At 47.2% G+C, this 25,757-nt stretch carries 27 protein-coding genes and 2 pseudogenes; 12 read left to right on the top strand and 17 right to left on the bottom strand.

What is annotated here, in order from left to right; genetic code table 11:
• Positions 1-1,184, top strand: a pseudogene (locus tag H6F88_RS33760) (IS21 family transposase); the annotation flags it as partial.
• Positions 1,120-1,821, top strand: a complete 702-nt coding sequence (gene istB / locus H6F88_RS32435; protein WP_242050805.1) for an IS21-like element helper ATPase IstB — start codon at positions 1,120-1,122, stop codon at positions 1,819-1,821. The pseudogene H6F88_RS33760 and the gene istB, both read left to right, overlap by 65 nt.
• A 946-nt stretch (positions 1,822-2,767) precedes the next feature.
• Here istB and H6F88_RS32430 read toward each other — a convergent pair.
• From H6F88_RS32430 to H6F88_RS32395, 7 genes are all read right to left on the bottom strand, one after another.
• A complete protein-coding gene (locus tag H6F88_RS32430; protein WP_190646955.1) occupies positions 2,768-2,986 on the bottom strand; it encodes an SDR family NAD(P)-dependent oxidoreductase in 219 nt (72 codons plus the stop codon).
• A gap of 83 nt (positions 2,987-3,069) precedes the next feature.
• Positions 3,070-4,200 carry an SDR family oxidoreductase gene (locus H6F88_RS32425; protein ID WP_190646954.1) on the bottom strand — a complete coding sequence of 377 codons (1,131 nt, stop codon included), beginning with the start codon at positions 4,198-4,200 and terminating at the stop codon, positions 3,070-3,072.
• Between the two features lie 63 nt (positions 4,201-4,263).
• A complete protein-coding gene (locus H6F88_RS32420; protein ID WP_190646953.1) occupies positions 4,264-5,820 on the bottom strand; it encodes an aldehyde dehydrogenase family protein in 1,557 nt (518 codons plus the stop codon).
• A gap of 70 nt (positions 5,821-5,890) precedes the next feature.
• Positions 5,891-6,582 (bottom strand): IS1 family transposase gene (locus H6F88_RS32415; RefSeq protein ID WP_190646952.1). Its coding sequence is split into 2 segments (ribosomal slippage): positions 5,891-6,252 and positions 6,252-6,582, totalling 693 coding nucleotides; the frame shifts between segments, so codons are not numbered across the junction.
• Positions 6,583-6,730: 148 nt separating this feature from the next.
• Entirely contained in the window at positions 6,731-7,435 is a 705-nt protein-coding gene (locus tag H6F88_RS32410) for an NHLP leader peptide family RiPP precursor (RefSeq protein WP_190646951.1), read from the bottom strand.
• 884 nt (positions 7,436-8,319) lie between these two features.
• Complete coding sequence (locus H6F88_RS32400) at positions 8,320-8,856, bottom strand: hypothetical protein (protein WP_190646949.1); 537 nt, start codon at positions 8,854-8,856, stop codon at positions 8,320-8,322.
• 109 nt (positions 8,857-8,965) lie between these two features.
• Complete coding sequence (locus H6F88_RS32395; RefSeq protein WP_190646948.1) at positions 8,966-9,862, bottom strand: AraC family transcriptional regulator; 897 nt, start codon at positions 9,860-9,862, stop codon at positions 8,966-8,968.
• A gap of 420 nt (positions 9,863-10,282) precedes the next feature.
• On the opposite strand from H6F88_RS32395, the pseudogene H6F88_RS33755 reads away from it, so the two are divergent.
• Positions 10,283-10,485 (top strand): annotated as a pseudogene (locus H6F88_RS33755) (IS6 family transposase); the annotation flags it as partial.
• Positions 10,486-10,760: 275 nt separating this feature from the next.
• Here H6F88_RS33755 and H6F88_RS32390 read toward each other — a convergent pair.
• The 3 genes from H6F88_RS32390 to H6F88_RS32380 all read right to left on the bottom strand — a co-directional run bounded on the left by H6F88_RS32390 (position 10,761) and on the right by H6F88_RS32380 (position 13,021).
• Positions 10,761-11,450: a sulfite exporter TauE/SafE family protein gene (locus H6F88_RS32390; protein ID WP_190646947.1), complete on the bottom strand. Its 690-nt coding sequence runs from the start codon at positions 11,448-11,450 to the stop codon at positions 10,761-10,763.
• Between the two features lie 101 nt (positions 11,451-11,551).
• Entirely contained in the window at positions 11,552-11,995 is a 444-nt protein-coding gene (locus tag H6F88_RS32385; protein WP_190646946.1) for a DUF6640 family protein, read from the bottom strand.
• A 168-nt stretch (positions 11,996-12,163) separates the two neighbouring features.
• On the bottom strand, positions 12,164-13,021 hold the full coding sequence (locus H6F88_RS32380; RefSeq protein WP_190646945.1) for an AraC family transcriptional regulator: 858 nt from the start codon (positions 13,019-13,021) through the stop codon (positions 12,164-12,166).
• A gap of 277 nt (positions 13,022-13,298) precedes the next feature.
• Between H6F88_RS32380 and H6F88_RS32375 the strand changes: the two genes are divergently transcribed.
• The 6 genes from H6F88_RS32375 (at position 13,299) to H6F88_RS32350 (ending at position 18,653) form a co-directional block, all read left to right on the top strand.
• On the top strand, positions 13,299-13,967 hold the full coding sequence (locus tag H6F88_RS32375; protein ID WP_190646944.1) for an IS6 family transposase: 669 nt from the start codon (positions 13,299-13,301) through the stop codon (positions 13,965-13,967).
• A gap of 443 nt (positions 13,968-14,410) precedes the next feature.
• The gene (locus H6F88_RS32370) at positions 14,411-14,881 is read left to right on the top strand and encodes a Crp/Fnr family transcriptional regulator (protein ID WP_242050804.1); all 471 of its coding nucleotides are present in this window, start codon (positions 14,411-14,413) and stop codon (positions 14,879-14,881) included.
• A gap of 68 nt (positions 14,882-14,949) precedes the next feature.
• Positions 14,950-15,918, top strand: coding sequence for a Rieske 2Fe-2S domain-containing protein (locus H6F88_RS32365; protein ID WP_190646942.1), 969 nt, complete (start codon positions 14,950-14,952; stop codon positions 15,916-15,918).
• A gap of 57 nt (positions 15,919-15,975) precedes the next feature.
• On the top strand, positions 15,976-16,131 hold the full coding sequence (locus H6F88_RS32360; RefSeq protein WP_190646941.1) for a hypothetical protein: 156 nt from the start codon (positions 15,976-15,978) through the stop codon (positions 16,129-16,131).
• A 520-nt stretch (positions 16,132-16,651) separates the two neighbouring features.
• The gene (locus H6F88_RS32355) at positions 16,652-17,554 is read left to right on the top strand and encodes an AraC family transcriptional regulator (protein ID WP_190646940.1); all 903 of its coding nucleotides are present in this window, start codon (positions 16,652-16,654) and stop codon (positions 17,552-17,554) included.
• Positions 17,555-17,639: 85 nt separating this feature from the next.
• On the top strand, positions 17,640-18,653 hold the full coding sequence (locus tag H6F88_RS32350; RefSeq protein ID WP_199333900.1) for a mycofactocin-coupled SDR family oxidoreductase: 1,014 nt from the start codon (positions 17,640-17,642) through the stop codon (positions 18,651-18,653).
• 144 nt (positions 18,654-18,797) lie between these two features.
• On the opposite strand, the gene H6F88_RS32345 is transcribed toward H6F88_RS32350, so the two are convergent.
• Positions 18,798-19,556, bottom strand: coding sequence for an SDR family oxidoreductase (locus H6F88_RS32345; RefSeq protein ID WP_190646939.1), 759 nt, complete (start codon positions 19,554-19,556; stop codon positions 18,798-18,800).
• A gap of 164 nt (positions 19,557-19,720) precedes the next feature.
• Between H6F88_RS32345 and H6F88_RS32340 the strand changes: the two genes are divergently transcribed.
• From H6F88_RS32340 to H6F88_RS32330, 3 genes are all read left to right on the top strand, one after another.
• Positions 19,721-20,650 carry a LysR family transcriptional regulator gene (locus tag H6F88_RS32340; protein ID WP_190646938.1) on the top strand — a complete coding sequence of 310 codons (930 nt, stop codon included), beginning with the start codon at positions 19,721-19,723 and terminating at the stop codon, positions 20,648-20,650.
• Between the two features lie 174 nt (positions 20,651-20,824).
• Positions 20,825-21,577: a class I SAM-dependent methyltransferase gene (locus tag H6F88_RS32335; protein WP_190646937.1), complete on the top strand. Its 753-nt coding sequence runs from the start codon at positions 20,825-20,827 to the stop codon at positions 21,575-21,577.
• A 348-nt stretch (positions 21,578-21,925) separates the two neighbouring features.
• Positions 21,926-22,306, top strand: a complete 381-nt coding sequence (locus tag H6F88_RS32330) for a DUF6632 domain-containing protein (RefSeq protein ID WP_190646936.1) — start codon at positions 21,926-21,928, stop codon at positions 22,304-22,306.
• Positions 22,307-22,530: 224 nt separating this feature from the next.
• On the opposite strand, the gene H6F88_RS32325 is transcribed toward H6F88_RS32330, so the two are convergent.
• From H6F88_RS32325 to H6F88_RS32300, 6 genes are all read right to left on the bottom strand, one after another.
• Positions 22,531-22,764, bottom strand: a complete 234-nt coding sequence (locus H6F88_RS32325) for a hypothetical protein (protein WP_190646935.1) — start codon at positions 22,762-22,764, stop codon at positions 22,531-22,533.
• A 160-nt stretch (positions 22,765-22,924) separates the two neighbouring features.
• On the bottom strand, positions 22,925-23,563 hold the full coding sequence (locus H6F88_RS32320; RefSeq protein ID WP_206756484.1) for a hypothetical protein: 639 nt from the start codon (positions 23,561-23,563) through the stop codon (positions 22,925-22,927).
• 53 nt (positions 23,564-23,616) lie between these two features.
• The gene (locus H6F88_RS32315) at positions 23,617-24,156 is read right to left on the bottom strand and encodes a hypothetical protein (RefSeq protein ID WP_206756483.1); all 540 of its coding nucleotides are present in this window, start codon (positions 24,154-24,156) and stop codon (positions 23,617-23,619) included.
• A 449-nt stretch (positions 24,157-24,605) separates the two neighbouring features.
• Positions 24,606-25,286, bottom strand: coding sequence for a DUF6629 family protein (locus H6F88_RS32310; RefSeq protein ID WP_190646932.1), 681 nt, complete (start codon positions 25,284-25,286; stop codon positions 24,606-24,608).
• Positions 25,286-25,513 (bottom strand): hypothetical protein, encoded by a 228-nt coding sequence (locus tag H6F88_RS32305; protein ID WP_190646958.1) that lies wholly within the window; start codon positions 25,511-25,513, stop codon positions 25,286-25,288. The genes H6F88_RS32310 and H6F88_RS32305 overlap by 1 nt, the downstream gene beginning before the upstream one ends.
• On the bottom strand, positions 25,513-25,757 hold a 245-nt coding region (locus H6F88_RS32300), incomplete at its 5' end, for a GIY-YIG nuclease family protein (protein WP_190646931.1). The genes H6F88_RS32300 and H6F88_RS32305, both read right to left, overlap by 1 nt.

Below are 25,757 nucleotides of genomic sequence, written 5' to 3'. Positions count from 1 at the left end.
TTGAACACATCCTCTACCACTACCGCTTAGCGTACAGCGGCTGGCAATACGTGCAGATTATTCAAGGAGGGGAAAGCTTTATCGGCTTGTCAGAAGGATTGCAGAATGCTCTTAACGCCTGTGGGGGAGCACCAAAATTGCATCGAACAGACAGCTTAAGTGCGGCATATCGCAACATGGCAGGCAAACGCTACAAGCCGTTAACTCGCTTTTATGACGAGTTGTGTGAGCACTATCGGATGCGACCGACGCGCAACAACACAGGTCTTGCTAATGAGAATGGCTCGATTGAATCGCCGCATGGACACTTCAAGCGTCGGTTGGTGCAACAGTTGTATTTGCGAGGCAGTTTTGATTTTGAGTCGGTGCAACGCTATCAGAGGTTCATCGAGCAGGTGGTAGCCACGATTAATGCCAAATGTACAACTAAGTTCGAAGACGAGAAACAACACCTACAACCCTTGCCCAAGTATCGCTTTGCCGACTATGAGGAAGTTCTAGTTAAGGTCAGTTGTTATAGCACTATTGAGGTGCGTTGTGTCCTCTACAGTGTGCCGTCGCGACTGATTGGACGACAACTCACCGTGCATCTCTACCATGACCGGTTGTTGGGCTTTGTGGGTAAGGATCAAGTGATTGAGCTTGCTCGTGTCCGAGGTGCGAGTAGCGGTAGCCATCGCCGTGCCCGCTGCATCAACTATCGCCACATCATTGAGGGACTACGCCGCAAACCCAGAGCCTTTTTGTACTGCACTTGGCAGCAGGAAATTTTACCCACCGAGCAATGGCGAGGTCTCTGGCAACAGATGAGTGCACAGTTTGATGCTGATAGTGCTGCCAAAGTGATGGTGGAAGCCCTCTACATCGCCGCCACCCAGAATAAGGAGACGGCAGTCGCAGACTACCTTGAGGTGCAATTGCAGCAGGACCGTTTAACGCTTGCCTGCTTACAGCAGCACTTCCAGTTGCTCTCCTCTTCGGCACTGCCCACCGTTAATATTCAGCAACACGAGTTATCCGAGTATGACCAACTCCTTAGTTCCACCACCATCAAACCCGTCTGTGAGCAGCCCTTATCAGAGTCTGAGCCTACTGCTCAAGCAACTGCGTTTGTCCCATATGCTCAACCACTGGCAAAGCCTGGAAGCCAAAGCACTTCAGGAGAATTGGTCGTACGCTCAATTCTTGCTGGCACTGTGTCAGTTAGAGGCGGACAGAAAGTTACAAGTGAGGTTGCAGCGCGCTCTAGCAGAAGCGCAACTGCCAACCGGAAAAAGCTTTACCACCTTCAACTTTGAGCACTGTCCTCGTCTCAACCCAACTCCCCTGGTACAATTAAGCCAAGATGCTGGCTGGTTAGAGCGAGCCGAGAACCTGATTTTGCTGGGTCCAAGTGGTGTTGGCAAAACTCATCTTGCAACAGCACTGGGGCGATCTGCGATTGAGTGCGGCAAGCGAGCGAAGTTTTTCTCAGCCACTACCCTAGTCCAGCAGTTGCAATATGCCAAACTGCAATTGCAGTTGCCCGCAACCCTAACGAAACTTGACCGCTTCGATCTGCTCATTATCGATGACTTAGGCTACGTCAAAAAGAGTGAGGCAGAAACGGGTGTGCTATTTGAACTCATTGCTCATCGTTATGAGCGCAGGAGTTTGCTGGTCACGGCAAACCAACCGTTCAGTCAATGGGATGCGATCTTCTCTGACTCCACCATGACGGTCGCCGCTGTAGACCGATTGGTGCATCATGCTCTCATTGTTGACATTCAAGCGGAAAGTTTTCGCAAGCAATCTGCACTAGAGCGTTCTCAACCGAAGTAGCCTTCAACGGTGCGATCTGCAATTTACGCTTTGATGAGTTGCTCTGCAGAGCAACTCATCTACGTCAGTATCATACTTCTGACGACAGTCTTTCACGTCATCATCATTGTTCCAGAGGCTGTAGCATTCTCACGACAGTCCTTTTTTAGTCCAAAATCAGTCCCTGCTTGTAGTACCCAGCTATAGTTGTCACCCTAACGCGACAACTATAACTAGGCATTCCTGAACCGGACAAGGTGAATCAGAAAAATCGGGCAAGGTAGTTGACACGAGACAAACGGATTTGGTTACAGTTTTCAGTTGGTGATGACCTTTTTACTATCTACATTTGTCGCGTTGATAAGGTACGAGGAATTCTAGTTCTTCAAGAGGAAGAGCGTTGCTTGGAAGAGTTGCCGATCATCCCTAGCAAATTCTTCGACGTTACAGGTGCAGAAAATTTACGAGAGAAACTACAGCAATTCTTCTTTGAGCGCCTTGAGATTAAACAACTTTCGTGGACGCAGAAGGATTCTTCGACACCTGATGGAGTTGCAATGAGAAATGCTAGTTGGCGAACCTTCTTCCAAGCAATGGTCCTTCCTGATAGTAGCGATCAATACCTTCTGTGCGATCCACAGCACGCAATAGGAAACCAGGATGGAATTATCTTCTCAACCTTTTTAGGGCTACGTTTGGTCGAGCCCATGAATCAACTCCTGATCAAAGCGTCTCTAGCTAAGAAGCAAAGCACATTAAGAGAGGATCAAATTCAACAAGCACAAGCTGAATTAGAACGCCTGAATACTGAATTAGCTTCTGTTGAACAAGCAATCCAAAATATCCGTAATTACAGACAGGCAAAATTACAAACTTTTAGGAATGAATCACCAACTGAGCGGCTGTTTGAGATTGGAGTTCGATTAGTTGAACTTTCTAACGAAATACTTGAAGTAGAAGAGCAGCTTCAAAACCGCACACGCGAAATACGACGGGCATACTCTAGCGCTAGAGCTGCCTGTATTCCCTCAGCTACCAATTGGTCTTTAGCAGCTAATCCTTCTGTCTTTCGACGGCTTGTGATGATCACTTTGATGTCTGGTTTTTGCCCTAGTTTACGGGCAATCGCGTACCCCAATCCTCGATTACTACCTGTGACAACTGCAATTTTAGGCTGTTCCGTCATGGTAATCCTCCTTGAATGTTGGAGCGTTAAACGTTCTTGTTGAGCAGTGGTTTCTAGTGAAATTGCAGCAAAGTTAGAGGCAGTTAAGGCTGAGCGGCACCCACTGTAGGTTTAATCCAACGGTGAGCTTGACCCATAGCCAAGTCACGGAGGACTGGCAACACAGCGTCACTATCAATGCCTCGCACTTTGGCACCGTCTGAGGTCAGCACGCTGTTCAAGGTACCCTCAATTTCTGATATACCATCGCTTACGTCTTGTCCCGTTTGCAGCAGAACATAGGGCGATCGCTCGATCGATTCATCATCAAAATCGCCATGAACGCGCCAATCTGCAACTGGGACGTAGAGCCCATTCGGTTCGCTGGCGGCAATTTGCTTTTTCGACTTCTGCTTTTCAGGGGTCAGGTTGACTGCCATAAAGTCATCCATTAACTCTGGTACAAGTTGATTTACCATGACCAGTGCCTTGGCAATCCCGCTACCATACACCTGACGCACCGGATGTTCTGCAGCGTAGACAACCGCCTCAGCAACTACCTCAGGTTGAACAATGGGCGGAGCGGGGCGGGGCGTAAAGCCAATCCTTGAAAGACCCGTATCATAGATGGGAGTGTTGGTGCCAAAGGGCATGATGGTAGTGAGGCTGATGGGGACGTTTTGCTGTTGCAGTTCAATCCGCAACGCATCAATCATGCCGTTTAGTCCATGCTTGGAGGCACAATAGGCAGAAGTCATCGGATGTCCCAACTGTCCAAGCACCGAGGAAAAACAGATGATTGCGCCACCCGGTTCGCCGCGTGCAATATTTCGCTTCAGGTGCGGCAGTGCTGCCCACAGTCCATGCGCTTGACCAAACAGATTAACCTGGATGATGCGGTAGAGTTCTTCCGGTTTCGTCTCTTCAAAACTGGCAGTTGCCCAGACCCCAGCTACACCGACCCAGGTATCAATGCGCTCAAATCGCTCGACCGCCAAGTCTGCTACATCCTTAACTTGCTCAAAGGCGCTGACATCTGCGACTTGCGTCACACAAGTTCCGCCTTCTGCTTCTATCTCTGCTTTCAGCGATGTCAGTCCTTCCGCCCCGCGTGCAGCAGCGACGACCTTTGCGCCTTTTGCGCCCAACAGTTTAGCTGTTGCACGCCCCATCCCGCTGGATGCACCAAATATAACCACGACTTGATCGTGAATCGGCTTCAGTTTGATAGTCATTGCATCCTCTCCTTATGAATTAGATGTGAGTTAGATAGCGATCGATTATGGCAATGTTATACTTCAAGCCAGATTTGCCCAAACCGTCTTGTATTGTGTATAGCTCTCAAGGGCTTCTGCCCCCTGCTCTCGTCCATACCCAGACATCTTGAAGCCACCGAAGGGTGCATTGGGATGATATTTGTGCCAGGTGTTAATCCACACCGTACCTGCCTTAATTTTGTCAGCGAGCCGCAGCGCCCGACCTAAATCTCCAGTTTGGATGCCGGAAGCTAGTCCATAGGGTGTGTCGTTGGCGATGCGAATGGCTTCCTCTTCGCCGTCAAACGGGATAATAGGCAATACTGGACCAAAAATTTCTTCCTGGCTGATCTTCATGTCATTGGTGGCGTCAGCAAATAGCGTTGGTTCAATAAACAATCCCTTGCCGTTCACCTTGCGCGTGTTGCCACCAGCAACCAGCCGAGCCGTAGACTGCTTGCCTGCCTCCACATACGACCAAACCTTCTTGTATTCACTGGGGCTGGCGATTGGTCCAATCTGAGTCACCGGATCAAGCGGATCACCAAGGATTGCTGTATTTGCCTTGTTCGCCAGCTTCTCAACTACTTCGTCATAAATCGCTCGCTCGACCAAAAGCCGTGAACCGGCAACACAAACCTCGCCTTTGTTCCAGAAAATGCCCCAAAAGGCTGCCTGTACAGCCTGGTTAATATCTGCATCAGCAAAGATGATATTGGGCGATTTTCCACCCAGTTCCATCGTCAGGTGCTTTAACGTTTCTGCACCATTCTTGATGATTGTCTGACCAACACCCGTTGAACCTGTAAAAGCGACCTTATCAACCTTGGAGTTTTTCACCAGCGCATCGCCTAGAGAACCGCCAGGCCCTGTGACAAGGTTATAAACGCCCTCTGGCACATCTGCTTCTAACATAATTTGTCCCAACAGTAGCGCACTTAATGGGGTATCGGAGGCAGGTTTGTGAACGAAAGTATTTCCGGCAGCAAACCCTGGTGCAATCTTGCTGACTGACAATGCCAAGGGAAAGTTGAACGGTGTAATTGCCGCCACCACGCCGAGTGGTTCGCGTCGGGTTAACATGCGGATGTCAGACTCGTAGGACGTGCGGTAGCTGCCATTCATGGCGCTCATGGCGAGTCCACCAAAGAAGCGAAACAACCCCGAGCAATGGGGCATGACGGTTGTAATGAAGTCCGTATAGGGCATCCCCATGTCCATTGCTTCACGCACCGCAAACTCCTCGGCGTGGGCATCCATTAGATCGGCAATGCGAAACATGATCTTGGCCCGCTCTTCATGATGCATCCGCCCCCAAGGCCCGCTTTCAAACGCATCAAATGCGGCATTAACGGCTGCATCTGCATCTGCCGCACTCCCTTTGGCAACCCGTGTGATTTCCGACTCTGTGGTTGGATCGTTAGTGGGCATTGTTTCTCCCGTTTCAGCATCGCGCCATTGCCCGTTGATCAAAAGCTGACCGGGAGGAATTGGTATACGCTGAGGACGGCTCGAATGCGGTTCTGCTTTGTAAAAATCGCAGAGTGAGTTGTTTTGTTTAATAGACTCGTTGAGTTTGATGCTGATATCTACAGTCATGGCAATTCTGTCTCAATAGCATTGTTCTTTGCGATTCGCTCTTTTTGGCATTGCTGGATGAGGGTATGAATCAAGCGGGAACAGGGACATCTCCAAATTTCAGATAGTGAAGTAGCAATCGAACCGAGTGCTTCAGCATCTCTACGGACTTGGAGTAGCACAAAGTCTTGCGATGCAAACGAGCTAGATAATGCCTCAATCGAGTGTTTTCCCCTTCGACTCGAATCATGTAAGTCTTGCTCACAATTTGGTCACCCTGGGGAATAAACTTGGGATAAACGGGGTTACCATCGGTGACATAAAAGAAGCACTTCCATAGTTTCACCAAGTTCCACAAGGGCTTAAACGTTTCGCTACTGTGGTCACCGATGACCCACCCGAGAATCCCAGCTTTGAAGTAGTCTACCGCTGTCCACAACCAGATTTTGTTTTTTTAGAGCCAACAAAGGTTTCTAATTCGTCGAGCTCCCCAACTTGGGGAATTGTGTCTGGAGCGTAGCTATCGGGTAAGCGTTCTGAGACTTGTGCCACCCAATCGATGACGGTCGTGTGATGCACCCCTTTGACTCGTTCGATTGCCCGAAAGCCGGAGCCGTTGACATACATTTTGAGACATTCTTGCTTAAACTCGTTAGAGTAGCCTTTGGGCGGATCATAGTGTTCAATAAACTGACGACTACAGGCAACACAAATGTGATTTTGCTTACCTCTTCTTTTCCCGTTCTTACGGATGTGAGTGGAACCGCATTCAGGACATTGCATCGAAATTTCCCCTAATTCATACCTCCATTCTGCAACGCCCTCTTTTTACTGAATCAGTATTAGATGATTGCTTAGGATACGTATAGCCTTTGACACGGCTCTTCTTGAGAGGTGGTGTAACACATCCCTCGTCGGTCTTTCGCTGCTCTTATGCGTAAATCTTGTCCTCTAGTTTTTCAGGCAATGGAGTGAGTAACCGAGTGCAAACCAACGACCACCAAAGCGCATGGGCTGTGGCAAACCATCCAGCAAGGTGGTCTGATTGCTCAATCAGTCGCTCATCTTGGGGGCGCTTTGGAATGACAAAGTGCTTCAGAGTGGGTGTATCGACAGGCGCAACAACAGTGAGATAATCAGGGAACGTGGCTCCAATCTCTTTCGCCAGTCGTGCTTTCGCATCCTGCTGCATTTCTGGCACAAACTGGGGATCTTTCCAAGCACGTCCAATAATCATGACGTGAATTCCTTGACGGAAGTGATCAAGGGTTGCCAAATCAGCTCCGCTTCGCATCTGCCACCAAATTAATGAATGTGCCATCATCCACCAGTCAGCAATTTGTTGAAAGCGGTAGGCAAATTCCCCTTCAGGCGGCCTTTGAGGCAGTACGAAGTGAAACAAGTTAGCAGTGTCTTCTAACACTTTTATCTGGGTGTCAGCCGGAAGCTTGAGGTGAGATTCCCGCTCAAGCACTGCTTTTGGATTGCTGAGAAATTCTTGTCTGAGTGCATCTTCGTGCCACAGTCGAAGGATCAGTCGCATTTGCAGGGCTTCCCGATACGGTCCATACGTCGTTGCATCAATCGTAGACCAAGTTGTCTTTACATCGGGCAAAGCCAAAGGCTGTGTAGCCATGAAAATTTCTCCAATTTCAAGAGATGAACGTCCATACCCAGTGCGTTTTGTATTCCTACTCACGCAAACTGTGATTCCGAAGAATGAAGGCTTGCAATCATCAAACCCACAGTTACGATATGAGTTCTGCTAATTGAAATATGCTACATTTTTGCGATTTCTGGTACGTTTCTGCTTTGTCTTTCAAAGAAGTTCCAAAAGCGCAAAACGGATGACTTCAGTATCAAAGCCACCCAACTAATCGTTTACTACAACAAGTATATTTTTGTTTATTAGACTTGTCGGGTAATAACGGGAAAAATGGCTGAAAGTTTTGTTCTGCAAAGGTTACGGCGATTTTTAGTAGGAAAGGTGGAAAAGCTTGCCACGTAAGGCTTTCAGGGATTTTTCGCTCTATTTCCCGACAACTCTATTACTCTTATATTTAACCTTATACCAATTTTATGTAAAGCTGCATAGAACCCAGATGCCTGAAACCCTTGTCCAAGCAGAAAACATTCTGTGCAACCTCATAGAGAATTGGTATTATGATTTTCCTAATACTTGCGATAACTCGTAGGTGTGACACCCGCATACTTGCAAAAAATGTTTGAAAAGTAATTAGAACTTTGAAAGCCAGTTTGTTTTGAAATATCTAACACCGTCAAATTTTGTTGATTCAATAATTTCTTTGCCATTTCAACTCTTCGACGCTGCACATATTGATAGGGAGTCAAATCAGTGGACTGTTTGAACAGGCGAATGAAGTGAAATAGGCTCATCTGCACGATCGCCGTTAACGTTTCTAGCGATAGTTCTTCTGTTAAATGCGTATCGATGAAGTCGAGAATTAAACGGAGTTGGTGCTTGGGTAAACCCTTTTGATTGGACGGAAGGGTCTGTTTCTAGACCGAGTAGCGTTGTAATAGATGGGCTGATAACAGCGTTGCTAATGACTCTGCATAAAGACGGTTGTTAGCACCCAATTCTACTTCTGACTTTAGAGCTAAGCCAATCTGATAAATAAGTGGATCAAACATGGCAAATTGCGGAATCATCTCAAAGCGATCGCCATCCACCGATTCGTAGGCAGTGCGAGCTAAATGAGGCGGGTCTAACATGAGGACAGTAAAATCACCCTGCCCATTCCAGCACATTTTGTGTGGGGCTGTTGCCGGAAGAATGACCACTTGCCCATCATCAAGTTGCTCCTCCTGCTTGCGCCCATTGATTATTCGCTCTCCTTGAACAGTCTGACTGGAGTGATGCACCACCACACAATGTTGTGTCATTGAATGTTCACGGTTTTCCCAAGCAGGTGGTTGATGGTGCTGTACTTGAATCCCTGTCCAATTCAGGTGATCGCTAGTACTTACAGGTGGACAAGGTACGATCTGCAAAAGAGCCTCTTCTTGCGTTGGATCGATTAATGGAGGTAACATTTGCGCGTCCTCTGCGCTCAAGGGAAATGATACGGCAAGTATCACTAATTTAATGCCTGTCTGATACAATGTTTCTGCTCTTTTTAACACGTTCTTGCAATTGTTTCTACTATTGCTTGAGAAACGTAAAAGGAGTTACACCGACAATGCGCTTGAAGTGGCGATTGAGATGACTTTGGTTGGAGAAACCGCATTGCAAGGCAATATCGGCAATGGAAAACTTGCGCTGCTGCAATAACTGCTTGGCTCGCTCAACTCGTTGCTGAAGTAAATACTGGTGGGGCGAAATTCCTGTTGACTGCTTAAACAAGCGGCAAAAATAATACTGACTCATGCCGACCACTTCAGCAAGTTTGGGAAGCGTGATCTCCTGATCCAGATAAGCATGAATATAGTCGATTGCTTTCTCCAGGGCGTAGTTTGATAGACCATCTGCAATGGTTGGAATCTTGGGTTGAGTTGTAGAATAGTGCCTGATTAAGTGGGCTGCTAATGCAGTAGTTAATGAATCAATGTAGAGACGAGTAGAGGGTTGCTCTGACGCTAATTCTGATGTCAGCGCTACCCCAATTTGGTAGATCAACGGATCAGACTTAGCAAAGTGCGGCAAAATCTCAACTCGATCGGCATCCACAGTTTCATGAGCAATATGAGCAACATGATCCGGATCAAGCATGAGCAAAGTGAAATCACAATCCCGTCGCCACAGCTTTTTATGCAACACATTTGCTGGAATCAAGGCAATGTCTCCTTTATTGAGTTGTTCACGTTGCTTTTTCCCATCTAGTACCCGCTCTGATTCCGCTGCATGGTCTAGATGATGAATCGACAGCATGTGTTGCGAAGGGGCATACTCAGGCATTTCCCAAGCGGGTTGATAGTGGTGTTGAACCCAAAGGCCAGCCCATCCCAAATTGTGACTAGAGAGTAAAGGCAGTCGGGGTAGGAGGCTGGTTGCGGCATCTTCTTCCGTAAAATTAACTTGTAATAATTGTTCTTGAGACATTGTTCGCACTCCTCCATCTACGTGAAGTTTATAACGTTAACTTTGTCCCTGATTCAACGGCTCATACTACTCCTGAATATCGTTCCAACGTCCCTGCGCTGTCTTAATATGCAGAATTTGAGATAGGGTGTAAAGGGCATTCCACTGATACAAAACCTACTAACGTGGAAGCCGTTGCGAAGGGACATCAAAGTTTTTGATACCACCACGCGATCGGTGTCTAACACTTCACCAACCGTTTGTAGCGCTGTGTTGACTGCCTCATGCAAAGGCGTGATCCTTAGTAAGGTATAAGTGGCAATCGCAGTCGCTTCTAACAAGCAATGCTCCAAGTTGGAGTTGTTAAAGTGTGGTTGCAAGTTGGCAAGTTTCAGCTAAGCAGGATTCTGTATTTTGTCTCCTCATCGGAGTTAAGTTGACAGTACTGTAATTAAGCAAGACCATAGAAACATCAAATGAGTCGTTAGACCGATGATGAGGTTCAAATCGTTTAATAGTGCGAGAAGAACCTTGAATGGAGAAGCGATGAACATGATCAGGAAGGGACAAGTAAATGAAATCGACAAAGAGATAGTGTATCCCAAGCTAAATTTATTGAAGCAATTTTTGGAATTGCTGCTTAAAGTAATGCAAACGATATAGATTGCTTGTCCTTAAAAAGTTTTTGCGACCTAACCGTCAGCCGTGCATTGCAAGTGGAGTTGTGTGAGTAGAGCTGCAGTGCAAGCAATTTATGGAAAGCTAGCTGGAGGTTGAAGGCAGGAGCTAGTCTACCAAGCAAGGGCTTCTACTCTCAATTTGAGTGGCGAGATCTGACAATTTCTTTTCATCTACTTACTTTGACCTAATGCTGCACTCATATTGCCAGCAACAATAATGCCAATTTTCATTCTCTTCTCTAAATTACAGCACAAGCTATGAGTGTAGCTCCCACAGCAATTACTGCAATTGCGCTAATCAGTGGTGTGTAGAACTGCAAGGGTCGAACAAATGAAATCTGCTTCAACCATTGATGAGCATAAAGAACAATCAAACCAATGATAACTAATACGACGGCTAATCCAGAACTAAAAGCACAGACTAATAATAAACCGTATGCTGTTTGATGAAGAGCAATTGCACTCAGTAGTAACACTAGGGCAGATGGGCAAGGAATGATTCCACCAGCAATTCCTAATGCCAAAAGAGACTGTAACGTGACCTGAGAATCGTAAGAATGATGCGTATGGTCAATAGAGTGATGGTGAGTATGATGATGGTCAGGGATAGGGTTCAAAAATCGGTCGAGTAACCAGAAGCCAACGCCACAAACCATCAAGCCACTGAGTAAACTGAGAAACGGATACAGCCGCTCCGGTAAAACATATCTGGATAACAGCAAGGCTAGAATACCCAATGCAAAGACGCTGATCGTATGAGTCAATGTTGTTACTAGACCCAACAAAATTGCCTGTTGAGGAGTACCTCGTGAGCCGACAAGATAAGCTGCCACCATCGTTTTTCCGTGTCCAGGAGAGAGCGCATGTCCAGCTCCAGCCAGTAGGGCAATCCCCATTCCGCTTAGCATTAAGGGTGGAGATAAGCTCATATGTGCTAGATTTGCGGTCAGGAAACTCCCATGCCCAATATGAGCAAAAGTTGGGTGAGTAGATAGGAATGCAGATAGCAATACACAGTTAGCGATCACAATCACTCCTCTAGACGACTCGCTTCTGCTCGAGAAGCACGGTACAAACCATAGCCAATCAATGCTAAAACGACGCTCACCGTTGCAACCACCACATTTGCGTAGATCGGAATGCCTGCTACGATTGGCAGTGCTTCTTCAAGGTCAGCTTGCAAACTAGTTCCAGGAATCACTAGCGTCACAAAGAAAAAGGGCGACCAAAACACAACTGGTACAAGCATTGCTACTGTGTAGGCAATATTGGGTTCTGTCGATCGTCTCCACAATAACCACAGCGCCATGATACTCATGCCACTGAGTAACCACAGCATCACGACATCATGAAACTTAGCGTGAGGATGCCATTCAGGATTGAAGACGTGAGTGGCGTTCCAATCCACCGCTACAGAAACGACAGCAGTGCTGACAAGAACAACCGAAAGCAAAATACGACTAATTCCTCTCATAATCTGCAAATAAATTCTCAAGCCCCTAACCAGGCTGTAGAAACCATCAGAACAATACAATGTACTGCCTGACCTAGGATAGTCAATTCTTGCCAAATTTGAACAACGATTAGATGATTCTTGCTATCCTGGTTTACCTGAGAGCAACGCACAGACTCAACTGGATTTCTAGCGATCGAGCAACTGTTGTCTCAAAAACATACTTGGCGTGGCTCCAACATATCTCTTGAAGTGTCTGGTAAACCGGCTTTGATCGGTATAGCCAACCAGTAGAGCAATTTCTGCGATTGTGCATTTCCTTTGTCGCAACAGTTCTTTTGCTTTTTCCATGCGCTGCTGAAGCACGAACTGATAGGGTGAAACGCCCGTTGCTTGCCTGAACACCCGGCAGAAGTGATATTGGCTTATACCTGCAATCCCTGCCAGCTGTGCTAGCTGAAGAGGGCGGTCTAAATAGCTATGGATGTAGTCCAAGACTGGCTGAAGGTGCTGGGTTGTTAGCTTGCCTGCATGGTCCTGTATTTTCGGTTGAAGGGCGCAGTACTGGCGCAGTAGATGCACCATTAACACCTGCATCAATGATTCAGCGTAAAGTTGCTCACCGATGCTGTCAGTATCAAGTTCTGTCTGAAGTAGGTGAGCGATCGCCTCAATTTGGGAATCGCGAGCACCGATTGTACTGAGCAACTCAACCCGGCTTGAGTCCAATCCACCGGCTTCTTCTGCGATTTGGTTCAACCAGCTCGGGTCAATTACAAACATCAATGATTCATCTGTGCTGTTCCAAGCCCAAAGCCCAGTTACCTGAGCCGGGCAAATCCAGAATTCTCCTTTGAGTTGATCAGATTCAGATTCCTGTTCACCGATCCGAGTTATTTTTTGTTGATTGCCATCGCTTAGCAGCAAGCAAAGTAAATGATAGTTGCATCCAGGAAAATCAAGCTCATTTGGGGCTGAGAGGTGTCGATCGATCGTCAACCCAGGAAGTTCGATCGTGCGACGCTGAGAGATCCAGGATTGCTTCATACCAGTCTCATGAGTTCATCAACATCCATCTCAAGTTTATGGTAGTGAGCAGAGAGTTGTTCACCTCTCAGTTTCTGGTTCTACCGCAAGAGTTTTTAATTGAGAGACACCATTCCTTTGTGCAACTCCTTTCCCTTGTTCTTTTCTAATCAATTGCAATTGCAAGGTAATTTAGGGGTAAAGGTAGCGGTGCGAGGTTGTGTCGCAAAAACGGTTGTGTCGCAAAAACTAGCGAATGGTAAGGTAAGCAGGACGACACTCTTCTCCTTGCCCTCCGATGTCTACTCCTGTTCTGTTTAAGTGGCGGCACTTTCTGCCAGAAATCATCCTGCTGAATGTCCGTTGGTATTGTCGCTACGCCTTGAGCTACCGGGATTTGGAGGAGATGATGGCAGAGCGGGGGGTAGAAGTAGACCACTCGACAATCAATCGATGGGTTTTGAAGTATGCCCCGGAACTGGACAAGCGAGTTCGCCCCCACCTCAAACCCACAAATGATTCTTGGCGGGTGGACGAAACTTATATCAAAGTTAGGGGAGCGTGGAAATATCTGTATCGTGCTGTCGATTCAGCAGGTAACACTTTGGACTTTATGTTGAGTGCAAAGCGCGATGGCAAGGCAGCAGGACGCTTTTTCCGCAAAGTTCTCAAGGGTCAGCACACTGGGTCTTCACGGGTGATTACAGTGGACAAGAATGTTGCTTATCCAGCGGCAATAGATGCCCTTAAAGCAGATGAAACGATTGAAAAAGAAACCGAATTAAGGCAGAACAAATATTTGAATAATATCGTTGAGCAAGATCATCGAGCCATTAAGCGAATTGTGAAACCGATGATGGGGTTCAAGACGTTCAACAGTACGAGAAGAACGTTGGGCGGCATCGAAGCAATGAGTATGATCAGAAAAGGACAAGTCAACGGCATCGAAGGGGATGTTGTATCTTAGGTGAGATTTATCGAAGCAATCCTTGTAATAACTGCTTAAGACGATGAGATTGATAGAAATCGTTTGTCTTTAATAGAGTTTTTGCGACACAACCATAAGTGATGCATTAGGCGAGACGGTATAACAATCCCGTTGCACACTGACCGCATTAAGTCTCTGCATTGAGTCCGAGAGGTTATCTGCGGCGGGTGAACGGGGTCGTTATCTGGCTCAATTTGTATGCGAGAGCAGGTTTTAAGCTGTCCGGGGAGTATCAGTAATTGTCAACCCACTAAAGTAAGATGGCGGCAGAGAAACAAGACCTTTTTGGAAATTCAAGATTGGATTCCTAAATGTACGCATCTTTCTTTGCATTCATCCAGCAACTTTTTCCCGACTTCAAGTTTGATTCCGCACTTCTTGAATCCGTTCTAAAGTCTAAGAAATTGTGCAAAGGAGATTTCTTGCTTCGCGAGGGTGAGACTTCTGAGTTTGTTGGGTTTACGTTGTCAGGCTGTCTCAGAACATTTGTGCTAAAAGACGCAAAAGAATACACGCTCTTTTTTCACACAGAACAGCACACCTTAGGAGATTACGAGAGCTTTCAGAAGCGGCATCCAACTCGTTTTTCAATTCAAGCCGTTGAAGACTCAGAGATTATGATCTTTGATCGTCAGGTAATGCAATTTTTTGAGATGACCCCTCAAGGGCAAAAATTTTTAAGGCTAGTGGCTGAAGATTTAGCTTTCCTGCTGCGTGATAAGGTGCTGTCCCTATTTTTAGATACCCCAGAAGAACGGTATCTTAACTTACTGCAAACTGAGCCAGAACTTTTGCAGCGGATTCCTCAGTACTACTTGGCATCTTACTTGGGGATTGAGCCGCAGTCGCTCAGCCGCTTAAAGCGAAGAGTCCATCAAAAAATCGATTCTTAACCAAGGTGAATGCACACAGCAACATCAAAGGGTAGGTTGGGAATCAAACGGTATTGGAGAGAACTTAAATGAACCCTACCCTTCCTGGCGCGCCTTGGATGATCGCTCATCGATCAATGCTAGGCATCAACAAACCGTATAAGTTGACCCTGAATGGGCAGGATTATGTCTTGTGGCAAAATCGCGGCGGTGAGATCTTTGCCCTCGAAAATGTCTGTCCTCATATGCAAGCTCCACTTTCAGACGGCTGGATCTGCGAAGCCAACAATACCATTACCTGCCCGTATCACGCTCTAGAGTTTGACGGGGCAGGAAGATTGCTAAAAGATGGCGCTGCAAAAGGGGAACCGCTTGCAGACAAGTTGGATCTGGTCGTTCAAGATGATTTGATCTGGACTTATGGCGGGCATGAGCCTCGTTTGCCAATTCCTGATCTCATTTCTACACAAATCAAAGGGTTTCGATTTTTGGGTGTTGCAGGCAACAAGAGCATTCAAGCTGAATTTCTCAGATGTATTAAAATCAACTATGATTTTAATCATCAGAATGGCGTTCACCGGGAGCTATTTAGAATTCAAGCAAATCTGGTTGAACTGTTTGAGCAAAAGGGGGTCGCAGCAAGGGTCGTTCAAACGTTTCTAAGAACAGAGAACACAGTCAATGAGATTCTGCAAAACCCATCGTTGCTGACGCTCCCGAAGCAGATCAAAAATGAGTTGGAGTATTCTTTCCCTTCAACAACGATCTTCAAGGCACAATTGCCGCTTGGCAAAGTTCTCCAAGTTTTCATTCTTTACCCTGAAGCAGAGCAGCGGACTCGCACCTTCGTGTTGTTCTACGGTAATTTGCAAAGCCCACTATTCCTGATTCCAGGAGTTAAAGCGGTACTGGAGCGATCGCTGCTTGACTCCACTGCAAAAGTTGTTGAACAGGATGTGAGAGCAGTCGCAGATTTATATCCAGCCCAAAAGCCCAAGATTCGGTTGCCTAAAGAAGAAATTCTGCTTTATGTTGAGCAACTTTATCGGAATTGGTAATTTTACAACTAATAAAATAATTAAGAATTAAAAACGAGATTTTTGGGGATTAGAATCATGAACGATTGTATTGAGCTTGGGGAAGTCCTGAAGTACTCAGATAGCGCCCTTAAGTTACAACTTTACATCGTGACTTCCACTGCAACCCATTTAGATGCAGTTAAACAAAATGTGGATTCACATCGAGCCTATTTGAAGGGATTAGAAGAATAAAATATTCTTTTTGCGGCAGGACAACTGTTGACGAATGATGGGCAGTACTTTGTTGAAAATGGCTTATGAATTTGTCGAGCAAGCTCTGCGGAAGCAGCAGTAGCGATCGCCCAAGCCGATCCGATGCATCGCAGTGGCGTTCCAACGTTTACCGTCCGCCCCTGGCTGCTCAATTTTGGAAAGATGACGATTCAAATTACATTATCCGAACCACAACGAGCCTTGGTTTAGAAATCGTTGACCTCCTAAATAAGCTCCGCCAGCTAATAATCCTGTTGCACACCGACCGTACAGAGTCTCTTTACTGAGTCCGAGAGGTTATCTGCAGCGGGTGATGGGCAACGTTAGGCTGCTCAGCCCTCGGTGAAGAAAGTAGTCGGAGCTGTATTTGCTAGCGTCAGCATTGATTGCTGCGAGGTATTTGTGAGAGTGATCGCAATTGAACACATTGGTAGACTATGCCCGCAGATTTTGATATCAAGTAACTGTAGTTTAAGTTTTGTAGTCCATTTTTGCCTCAATGCCTGACAGCCAGATCCATCTCATCAACATAGCGACTGAGCGCCCCTTTCTTGCCGCACCCGAAGGTACGGTAGTGAGTTCAAGTGCTGCCTTGGGCTGGCGAGGCATTACCGTAGAGCTTCATCATCTTCCAGAGGTTGAATATCCTGAACATCATGTGCAAGGACACCCTCTAGTGGTGGTGCACCGAGGCAAACCTATCACTTATGAGTGGAAGAGCAGTGGTTGTTGGAAAAGAGCGCGAACCTATCCTGGGATCTTCTTTCTCCACTCTCAGGGAGATGTCAATGCTCCGCGCTGGTTTGAACCATTTGAAACCACTGCTATCGCACTTGATCCATTTTTTGTTGTCCAAAGTTTTCGAGATACGATCAATCCCGATCGCCTTCACCTTCGACGACGGCAGGTTGAGTTTGATCCTATTTTGTTTCGATTTGCAAGGCAATTTGAAAATGAATTAACGAATAGCAGTTATGGTGGTGCGCTCTACGGAGAATCATTAGCCCTAGCATTTTCGCTGTATTTATTGGAACACCACAGCAGTTATTCTCAACCATTTCCACGTCCACGGGGCAAACTTTCATCAGTGCAACTGCGTGACATGATTGAGTATATTCATGTCCATCTCTCTGAAGAACTAAGTCTCACTGATTTAGCAAACCACCTAAACCTCAGTGTGTTTCATTTTGCCCGTCTTTTCAAAAACTCCTTGCAACTATCCCCTCACCAATACGTCCTGCAAAATCGAGTGGAACGAGCTAAGCAAATAATTGCCGTTTCTACTAATGAAAACTTGATTGATATTGCTTTACAAGTTGGTTTCTATGACCAAACACATTTTGGCAAAGCCTTCAAACGGTTTGTCGGTGTCTCTCCCAAAGCCTTCTCTAAGCTGAAGTGAATTGAGCAAGAATTTACTATCTTGGCGAAGCAGGCTTCGTTAACCTGGTCTCAAAGCTTAATTTGAACCATTCAGGTAATAAACTATGCGAGAGGTCAGTCGTCGTCAAATTATTACAACTGGGGCGTTCGGAGTAGCAGGGTTAGGAGCAACAGTGTTGGGAGCGAATATTAATTCTCCAGCAGTAGCTACTACCGTACATTCAACAACAACACGCGATACAAATTCTACAGTTGCCCAAACTCAAGATCAGCCGAGCAGGAATATCAAGCCTTTAAGTGGTCAAGTTGCAATCGTCACGGGTGGAGCCAGAGGCATCGGACGGGCAGTTGCTGTGCGGCTTGCTAAAGAAGGGACAGATGTTGTTATCTGTGATATTGCTGACCAGATCAGTTCTGTTCCCTACCCAATGGCAAAGGCTCAAGACCTGGAAGAAACTATCCGCTTAATTGAAGCTGAAGGGGTACGTGCCTCATCAGTACAAGCAGATGTTCGCAGCCGACAACAAATGGAAAACGTGGTCAGCCAAACGATCGAGTCCTTCGGTAAAGTTGACATTCTCGTTGCCAATGCTGGAGTTCTCACATTTGGTTGGCTACATGAGATGTCAGATGCAGAATGGGATGATGTGATCGCTGTTAACTTGAGCGGTGTTGCGAAGTCTATGCAAGCGGTCATTTCCCACATGCGGGAACGCCGTTATGGTCGAATTGTCGTCATCAACTCTTGCAACAGCCGTTTTGGTTCTGCTCAGTCTGCCAGCTACAATGCCTCCAAGTGGGGTGTGCTGGGACTGGTTAAATGTGCGGCTGTAGAGTATGCCAAGGAAGGAATTACAGTGAATGCCATCAATCCAACTAGCGTTCGTACCCCAATGATTATCAACGAGGCAACATTGAGTTGGGCTGACCCCAACAATCCCAGCCCAGCTGCCATTGAGAATTATTTACGCAATAGCATGAATGCCCAGGACGTGGGGTTAATTGAACCAGAGGATGTTGCCGCAGGTGTTCCCTTCTTTTGCTCTCCAGACTCTTACCGGATTACGGGTGAAGCGATGGATATTGCCGCAGGTGCTAACGTCCGATGGAATTCCTAAGAACTTACGAGCTGTAGTCTAACAACCGCAATGCACCGGATTGTTGAGAACCATTTGTGGTGTTGCAAAGTTCTTAGCAACCGCTCGGCCGGAACGTTAGACTGCAATCTTGGTAAGCTCAAACAATTCGAGAATCAGAACATTCTAATGTGTTTGAGTTAATGTATTAGGCAATAGAACAGACATTTGCTTCTCAACTGCTTTTGGATCAGTAAGTAGCTGGGCGGCTGTAGCGGTCGCTTGTTCACCTGGATATACGTCCTCAATTTCATCTGCGATCGCCTGTAAGGTAGCTTGCGCGACTTCCATGGGAGAAACTTTAGGACCTGCATAGTCTTTGCTCATATCTGTATCAATGGTTCCAGGCATGACAGCCACAACAAATGTGCCTTGTGCTGCAAGTTCTGCTCGAATTCCTTTGGTCAACGCTAAGGCTGCTGCTTTTGAGGCAGAGTAAGTCCCAATGACCGGAGACGTTGCTTGAGCCAAGATGGATAAAACATTAACGATCGCCCCGCCCCCGTTTTGCTTGAGAACCGGAGCTAAAGCTTGAACCATCGTCAGTGTGCCAAAGTAATTGACTTCCATCTCAGTTCTGGCACTTTCGAGATTGGGACGGGTGATGAAGCCACCATAGTTAAGAGCAACTCCCGCATTATTGATTAGTAACGTGACATCTTGATGACTTGAAACAAAATCCTGGATTGATCGAGCATCAGTAATGTCAAGCTGGATGGGAATCACTCGTTTTGGATCAAGGGTGATAATTCCAGTTAGTGATTCTAGCTTCCGAGCAGCGGCATAGATTCGAGCCGCTCCTGCTGCTAATAATGCTTCAACATAAGCTTTACCCAAACCGCCATTAGCACCTGTAATCAGCGCAACTGAATCTGCGAGTCTCATCTTGATTACTCCTAACTGAAGAGCGAATTTTGAGAGGTCTACGCCTGACTTGGTTTGTCAACCTCCTGCACTCTTTCACATTAGTTCTTTCAAATCTTGAGAAAAAGTAGCTACTATGCAAATAACCTTTTCAGAATTTGCAACAATCAATCTTCTTTAGGGTTATGGATCAACTCACCAGCCTCGTTTTCTTTGCACGAGTAACTCAACACGGCAGCTTTTCTGAAGCCGCTCGTCAATTAGGCTCCTCTCCGGCATCGGTCAGTCGGGCTGTGCAACAACTAGAGGCACGCTTGGGGTCTCGCTTGCTCAACCGAACCACCCGCAGCCTTTCCTTAACTGAAGATGGAAAAGTGTTTTACGAGTATTGCCAACAAATTCTAAATCAGTTAGAAGAAGCGGAGCTTGCTTTAAGTCGGGCACGCTCCGCTCCAACTGGAACCTTGCGTTTGGACTTGAGCGTGGCACTTGGGCGGCTTCATATTGCACCCGCTTTGCCGCAATTGGCTGAACGCTATCCCGACCTCAAGTTTGAGATTACGTTCAACGATCGCTATATAGATTTGATTGAAGCAGGCTTAGATGCAGCTGTGCGCTTAGGGAGTAGTCCCGATAGTCAACTCATGATGCATCCGTTAGGTACGGCTCGATTAATGGTGTGTGCGGCTCCAGCTTACCTCAGTCGTTATGGAGAGCCTCAAACTCTCGACGACTTGCAATCTCATCAATGCCTAAATTTTGTCATGCCCCAAACCGGGCGAGTGCGGGATTGGATCTTTCAGCAGCATGGACGCAGAGTGGAAATCCCTGTAGCGGGTCGTTTCTCCTTTAATCATCCAGAGGCGTTAGTCGAAACTGCAATTGCAGGGGGAGGATTGATTCAACTGTATAACTTTCTGGTTCAACCTGCGATCGCACGAGGAGACCTTAAGCCTGTTCTGTCTGCGTTTGCGCCCATAGGTTCACCGATATCTATCTTGTATCCACAGAAGCGTTATGTCTCTGCCAAATTGAAAATATTTATTGAGTTCATGGATGAGCTAACAGCAAAGCTAAAACAGCAGAACATTATCGAACAAAGTGCAGTGCATTAGTTGATAGCGAGTTGCAGGCTTTTTGGAGGGCTTACATACTTTATGAATGGTCTAACAATTCGGCAGGAGCGGGCTGACGAACACCCTCGCTGAGATGCAAAGGTTACTTACAGCCGCTCAGCCGCACCGTTAGACGGCAAGAGTCTCTTGGTATTAGAGCTACCAAAAATCTATATGAGTACAGACACTGAAACTGAGTACGTTGCCGCTTTGACTGCTTTACACCGTGGACTTGACCGTAAAGGGCCAGGTGACTCTGACTTCTCGCGCAATATTTTGAGCCATCTTTCGACTTTGCCGATCAAGCCGCGAATTGCCGATCTAGGATGCGGAAGTGGTTCTAGTGCATTGCTGCTTGCACAACACTACCAGAGCACTGTCATGGCAGTAGATTCCTCGTCTGTTTTTATCGGCGAACTTAGAGCACGCGCAAAACAGCTTGGTCTCGAGCATTTAATCATTCCGATTCAGGGTGACATGGCTAAACTTGATTGGTCAGTGGGTTCGGTTGACCTGCTTTGGTCTGAGGGGGCTGCTTATAAGCTTGGGTTTGAGCAGGCCCTTAAAATCTGGCGACCTCTTCTTGCCAATAGCGGCATTGCTGTCATATCAGAGATGAGTTGGTTTACCGATAATGCGCCAGAGCCTGTGATCGCCTATTGGCAAAACGCTTATCCAATGATGGATACTGAGGCTGAGAATATCGCTCGGGCTAATAAGTCTGACTTCAGTGTACTTTCTATACATCGACTGCCGAGTCAAGCTTGGTGGGTCAATTATTATGAACCCCTCCGTCAGCGGATGCAGCAGATCGAAATCACCCCAAGTACTCAATCAGTTATTCGTGAAACTGAGGAAGAGATGCGGTTGTTTGAAAAATTCAGCGACTCCTATGGTTATACGTTCTATGTTCTGCAAGCAGACTAGGAAAAAACCGTCAAACAATTTAAATGCAGGCGGACGGTTGAAAGCCGCTGGTGTTGAGTTCGAGTTTGGCTGCGTCCGCTGAACCGAGCCGTTATATCGCTTAGTTTTCGGTGAGGGTGCAGTCGTAAAGTTATCTATTGAAACTTACTATCAACGTACTGTGAGGCTACGAGAGCATGGTGCTTTAAGAGTTTTGGTGGGACGATTCAATGCCGAATCAGCGTTAAACTGCGAGAAACATGAAAATTCCTAACATTCCAAAGTTGAAGAGTCATTAGCGAGAATAAGATTACAAGTAGGCATGCCGTTGATAGAAACCACCCTGAAAAATAGTAGGAGGTTGGAGCTATGGATGAGCGTCATCGATACTTGCGAATCGCCCTTATTATTATTGGAATTGCTTTTCTCCTGATCTATCCGTTGATGAAGATCTGGTCATCGGGCTGGGCATGGCAACCAGGTCAATACGAATACGAACAGATGATCATCGGCATTTATGCAACGCTCGGTGTCTTTTTGCTATGGGCTGCTCGAAAACCAGAAGCGCATCTCAGTTTAATCTGGTTCACCGTCTGGTCGAGTGTGGTGCATGGGTTGATCATGGCGGTACATGCAGGGATTGACCCTGCAGAACGTGGACACCTACTTGGCGATGTTCCAGCATTGTTCTTGGTGGCAATTGTTCTTGGTTTCCTAGCGCCGAGCGAAGTGGTGCCAGTGCATGAATGAGTGCAATATAACAATTCAAATGTAGCGGACGATCGAGAGTTTCTGCTGTGGGATTCCAGGGTGTTTGCTGCCGCTGATTTGAGCCCTTAACAGTTAACATCACTGCCGAAAATGACCCTTGTTAGGCAATGTTTGATGTTCAAAATACCAATCAACTTAGCTTACGACCGTACTACAAACACTAGCTCAACGATTCTTTTCGGCGATGTTTTTGCCCAGTCGTCTCAGAATGGAGATTGGTCGCACCATAACTGAGCTTTCCGGCTAATTCGCCCGGACGCTTCCATTTCGCTCAAATCAATTGCTGCCTCCTGGGACTGCGGCAAGGTTAGGGGATAGTAGTCTCCATCAAAGCAAAAATCAGTTCCAACCAATTCGATTGCCGTTCGTAGCGCCAAGGTGTCATGCATCGGCGGTAGCATAATCATGTTGCACCCGTCGTACTTGCATCTCAGCATAAAGGAAACCTCTCGGGCTGCCTCCTGGGTTTCAAGCAGTAGTCGCAATGGTCGCTTGTCAGGATGTTAACGCATACCTAATCCTTCTCCCAATTGAGCTGGATTCAGTGCACCGTGTAGAGCACTGAATCAATGAAGCATGACCCTCCTGCTGGATACCTTAGACAGTTCTCTCTCCATTCCACTGCCTCACCCAAATAGGAGAATGATAAAACTCCCCCTCCTGCTCCAATTCAAATTCACCTAACAACACCGCTAGCCACACCGCTACTGGTGGCATTTCCAAGCGCTGGCACAACTGAGTCAAGGAAACGTGCTCTGGGAATGCTGCTTGCAATCCTTGGGCGATCGCCTCTGTCCACTGCGACACATTCTCCTCATAGGCGATCGCCAACACCTGCTGCTTTCTCTCTTCCTCAAAGATTGCCTCTGCCTCCAGTTGCTCCACCATTGCCAGCACAGCCGCCTTATCAACAGTCGCAACGATCGACCCCTCTTCTGTTCCGCTTGATTGCGCTCGTCTCGTCCGAGGTTTTCGAGCTGGAGTTGGCTCCATCAAGTCAGTCAGGTCCACTGCCATCGTCTGACGAACCAAGTCCGTAAAAAATCCTTGCTCCACAATCGGGTCGCGGGATGTCTCCTCCCACTCATCCATCAACAGACCTGCTCGTGCTGCACACAGCTGAGCAACTTGAAGCAAAGCTTCTCCAGCGAACCAGAGGCGATCGGACTCAGGCAGTTGAGCTGCTGCTACCTCCACCGCATCTAACAGCTGCGTCACTTTAACTGTCTCTGGCATCTGCTTTGCCTGTCGCAACTGGTCCCAGAGATCAATCTCAAGCTGCTCCCCCTTCACCCGTAACCCCCCTCCTGCACAAATTGGAGATGCTCGGCATGGTAGGAACAAGGACGAATCGGGCACTGGGACACCGAGTGCTGTTCCTCACGGGCGAATCGTTCAAAACCACTGCGTCGCCCATTCCCGTAGCGTTGGTACAAGGCATCCAGTAATTGCCGTGCGTACTCCTTCACCAGACGGGGCGGTAGCCCAAAAGTGTGTTGGGGTTGCGTCATTGCTACTGGTTTCTCCCCAATCCATAGTTCTGCACACATCGCATGAATCACGACCTCATCATTCGGCTGGCGCGGTTGGTCTACATAGGTGTGCAGCACGACATAGGTAACCTGAGGAATCGGTACCGTGATCTGCTCGATCGCCATCTTTCGTTGTGCCAAGCGACTTCGCCCTTTGCGGTAATAGGAGCGGCGACTGCGGCAGGTTCCCTCGCGCCAGCAGCCATCCCCACCCAGATCGGAGTCATGCAGCTTTCGTGCCTCCCCTGCGGTGAGCAGAGCGCAAGCCCAGCATTTCTCGTTCGCTCGCCGTCCCATGCCATGCCCTTTGAACTGCCTCAATTATCTATCAGATGCCAGGGTGCAGAGAAATAGCGTTATTATTCTGACAATATTCAGGTAGAGATAAGTGCAATTATCGTTTACGGGCAAGTTGTAATTTTTCAGAATTTTTAACTGGATTGCTTACAGCCCACGGCTTTGAGCGATCGCGTGGCGCTTTTTGCAGCTATGCTGATCCTGTTGGCGAAACATTGCTTAACGCACTGAAAGACCTGAATCTTTGTCGTTTCCTCGCTAAAATTCATTGAGCTTTGTGAGTTAAACAACGAAGGAATGGGTAAGTTCAGCTATGAAGGAACAATCCGCCAACAGTGTCTATGCTACCTTTACTCCTAGAAGCTTGAGATAGCAGGCTTTTCAGCCTTGACAACTAGTTTCTGTCCGTTGCTAGAATTAGCCGCATTGGCTTCAGCCACCTCTTCCGGTCAATTCACATCTTGTTGCCAATCAGTTGTGGAGGACGATTGGCAAATGAAAACAACGAACAGAGAGAGAATCGCTGCAAAGAAACACCAAACGGAGACAAAGACTTGGTGTAGGAGCCAATGAGAGGCGATCGCCGACAGCGCGATCGTTGCCCCAAACCCTTTGAGCGCACGATTGGAAGCAAGTGCAAAGGGAATGAGGATAATGAGTGCATAGATAACGCGATCAACTTCCTGAGAGAGCCAGGGGTCAAAAATTAAGCGTGGATTGTACTCGATGGAATGATGGACAACCTGAACCGATAGCCAATCGGGTTGAAAAACCAGTGGAAGGTAAAGCAGCGCCCCATACATAAAACCAAGGACACCTAAACTCCAACCTACTCGTCGCACGATGAGACTGGATTCGGAGAACGCCACCGACCAAGGTGCCCAGAAGAGCCAGAACCAATAGGCAAACCCTAAAAAGCCGAAAACCCCCACATTTACTGCAGTGGAAGAATTCGTTCCCATGCCCAACCAGACCAATCCTTCGCAGGCTTGCTGAACCCCAAAAGCGATCGGAATAGACGCAAGTGGAAGATAACTGGAGTTTTGCCCATAAGCTAACCGCAACGCATAAAGACCTGCTGGGATTAACAGGGCACTGGCAGTAAAGCTAACAGGGGCAGAGAAACACATTACTCATACTCAGGACGGCAATCGGCAAAGGTAATGGCTTCACTATCGAGGAACCCTGCGATTGCCATTTCAAGCACCATTTCTGGGGGGTAATCAGTTTCTTTAGCGTGAGCTAGCAATGCTCGTTGAATGCGCTCCGGCAACGCTGCCAGGAACATTTTTGCCGCAACCGGGCTGAGATGCTCATCATTTTGCTGGGGAAGTCGGGATGTACTGGCTGATTGCATTAGTCCCTCGCAGGGTATCTGGCGTTATAGGGTGGCTTGGCAGCCGCAATAATCATGGCTTCTAAAGACGATGATAACGTCTGAAGCTCGATGAAATTGAGTGGATGCAGCAGGAGCCTGACATCTTCGGGGTTGTAGCGATCGAGCCAAGACCAAAGAAACGCTTTATGCCCATCTCGAAACCGCTCCCTGCTGTAGCGAGTCTTACCCACATAGAGAAGACCTAACTCCCGATGGCGAACTG

The sequence above is a fragment of the Oculatella sp. FACHB-28 genome (assembly GCF_014696015.1).
Lineage (GTDB): Bacteria > Cyanobacteriota > Cyanobacteriia > Elainellales > Elainellaceae > JAAUTN01.
This window is presented reverse-complemented; position numbering and strand designations above follow the sequence as displayed.

Excerpts from the sequence above, each read along its gene's own strand:
- istB (WP_242050805.1), top strand. The coding sequence starts at position 1,120 with ATGCTCAACCACTGGCAAAGCCTGGAAGCCAAAGCACTTCAGGAGAAT.
- H6F88_RS32430 (WP_190646955.1), bottom strand. The coding sequence starts at position 2,986 with ATGACGGAACAGCCTAAAATTGCAGTTGTCACAGGTAGTAATCGAGGA.
- H6F88_RS32425 (WP_190646954.1), bottom strand. The coding sequence starts at position 4,200 with ATGACTATCAAACTGAAGCCGATTCACGATCAAGTCGTGGTTATATTT.
- H6F88_RS32420 (WP_190646953.1), bottom strand. The coding sequence starts at position 5,820 with ATGACTGTAGATATCAGCATCAAACTCAACGAGTCTATTAAACAAAAC.
- H6F88_RS32410 (WP_190646951.1), bottom strand. The coding sequence starts at position 7,435 with ATGGCTACACAGCCTTTGGCTTTGCCCGATGTAAAGACAACTTGGTCT.
- H6F88_RS32400 (WP_190646949.1), bottom strand. The coding sequence starts at position 8,856 with ATGTTACCTCCATTAATCGATCCAACGCAAGAAGAGGCTCTTTTGCAG.
- H6F88_RS32395 (WP_190646948.1), bottom strand. The coding sequence starts at position 9,862 with ATGTCTCAAGAACAATTATTACAAGTTAATTTTACGGAAGAAGATGCC.
- H6F88_RS32390 (WP_190646947.1), bottom strand. The coding sequence starts at position 11,450 with ATGAGCTTATCTCCACCCTTAATGCTAAGCGGAATGGGGATTGCCCTA.
- H6F88_RS32385 (WP_190646946.1), bottom strand. The coding sequence starts at position 11,995 with ATGAGAGGAATTAGTCGTATTTTGCTTTCGGTTGTTCTTGTCAGCACT.
- H6F88_RS32380 (WP_190646945.1), bottom strand. The coding sequence starts at position 13,021 with ATGAAGCAATCCTGGATCTCTCAGCGTCGCACGATCGAACTTCCTGGG.
- H6F88_RS32375 (WP_190646944.1), top strand. The coding sequence starts at position 13,299 with ATGTCTACTCCTGTTCTGTTTAAGTGGCGGCACTTTCTGCCAGAAATC.
- H6F88_RS32365 (WP_190646942.1), top strand. The coding sequence starts at position 14,950 with ATGAACCCTACCCTTCCTGGCGCGCCTTGGATGATCGCTCATCGATCA.
- H6F88_RS32360 (WP_190646941.1), top strand. The coding sequence starts at position 15,976 with ATGAACGATTGTATTGAGCTTGGGGAAGTCCTGAAGTACTCAGATAGC.
- H6F88_RS32355 (WP_190646940.1), top strand. The coding sequence starts at position 16,652 with ATGCCTGACAGCCAGATCCATCTCATCAACATAGCGACTGAGCGCCCC.
- H6F88_RS32350 (WP_199333900.1), top strand. The coding sequence starts at position 17,640 with ATGCGAGAGGTCAGTCGTCGTCAAATTATTACAACTGGGGCGTTCGGA.
- H6F88_RS32345 (WP_190646939.1), bottom strand. The coding sequence starts at position 19,556 with ATGAGACTCGCAGATTCAGTTGCGCTGATTACAGGTGCTAATGGCGGT.
- H6F88_RS32340 (WP_190646938.1), top strand. The coding sequence starts at position 19,721 with ATGGATCAACTCACCAGCCTCGTTTTCTTTGCACGAGTAACTCAACAC.
- H6F88_RS32335 (WP_190646937.1), top strand. The coding sequence starts at position 20,825 with ATGAGTACAGACACTGAAACTGAGTACGTTGCCGCTTTGACTGCTTTA.
- H6F88_RS32330 (WP_190646936.1), top strand. The coding sequence starts at position 21,926 with ATGGATGAGCGTCATCGATACTTGCGAATCGCCCTTATTATTATTGGA.
- H6F88_RS32325 (WP_190646935.1), bottom strand. The coding sequence starts at position 22,764 with ATGCTGAGATGCAAGTACGACGGGTGCAACATGATTATGCTACCGCCG.
- H6F88_RS32320 (WP_206756484.1), bottom strand. The coding sequence starts at position 23,563 with ATGCCAGAGACAGTTAAAGTGACGCAGCTGTTAGATGCGGTGGAGGTA.
- H6F88_RS32315 (WP_206756483.1), bottom strand. The coding sequence starts at position 24,156 with ATGGGACGGCGAGCGAACGAGAAATGCTGGGCTTGCGCTCTGCTCACC.
- H6F88_RS32310 (WP_190646932.1), bottom strand. The coding sequence starts at position 25,286 with ATGTGTTTCTCTGCCCCTGTTAGCTTTACTGCCAGTGCCCTGTTAATC.
- H6F88_RS32305 (WP_190646958.1), bottom strand. The coding sequence starts at position 25,513 with ATGCAATCAGCCAGTACATCCCGACTTCCCCAGCAAAATGATGAGCAT.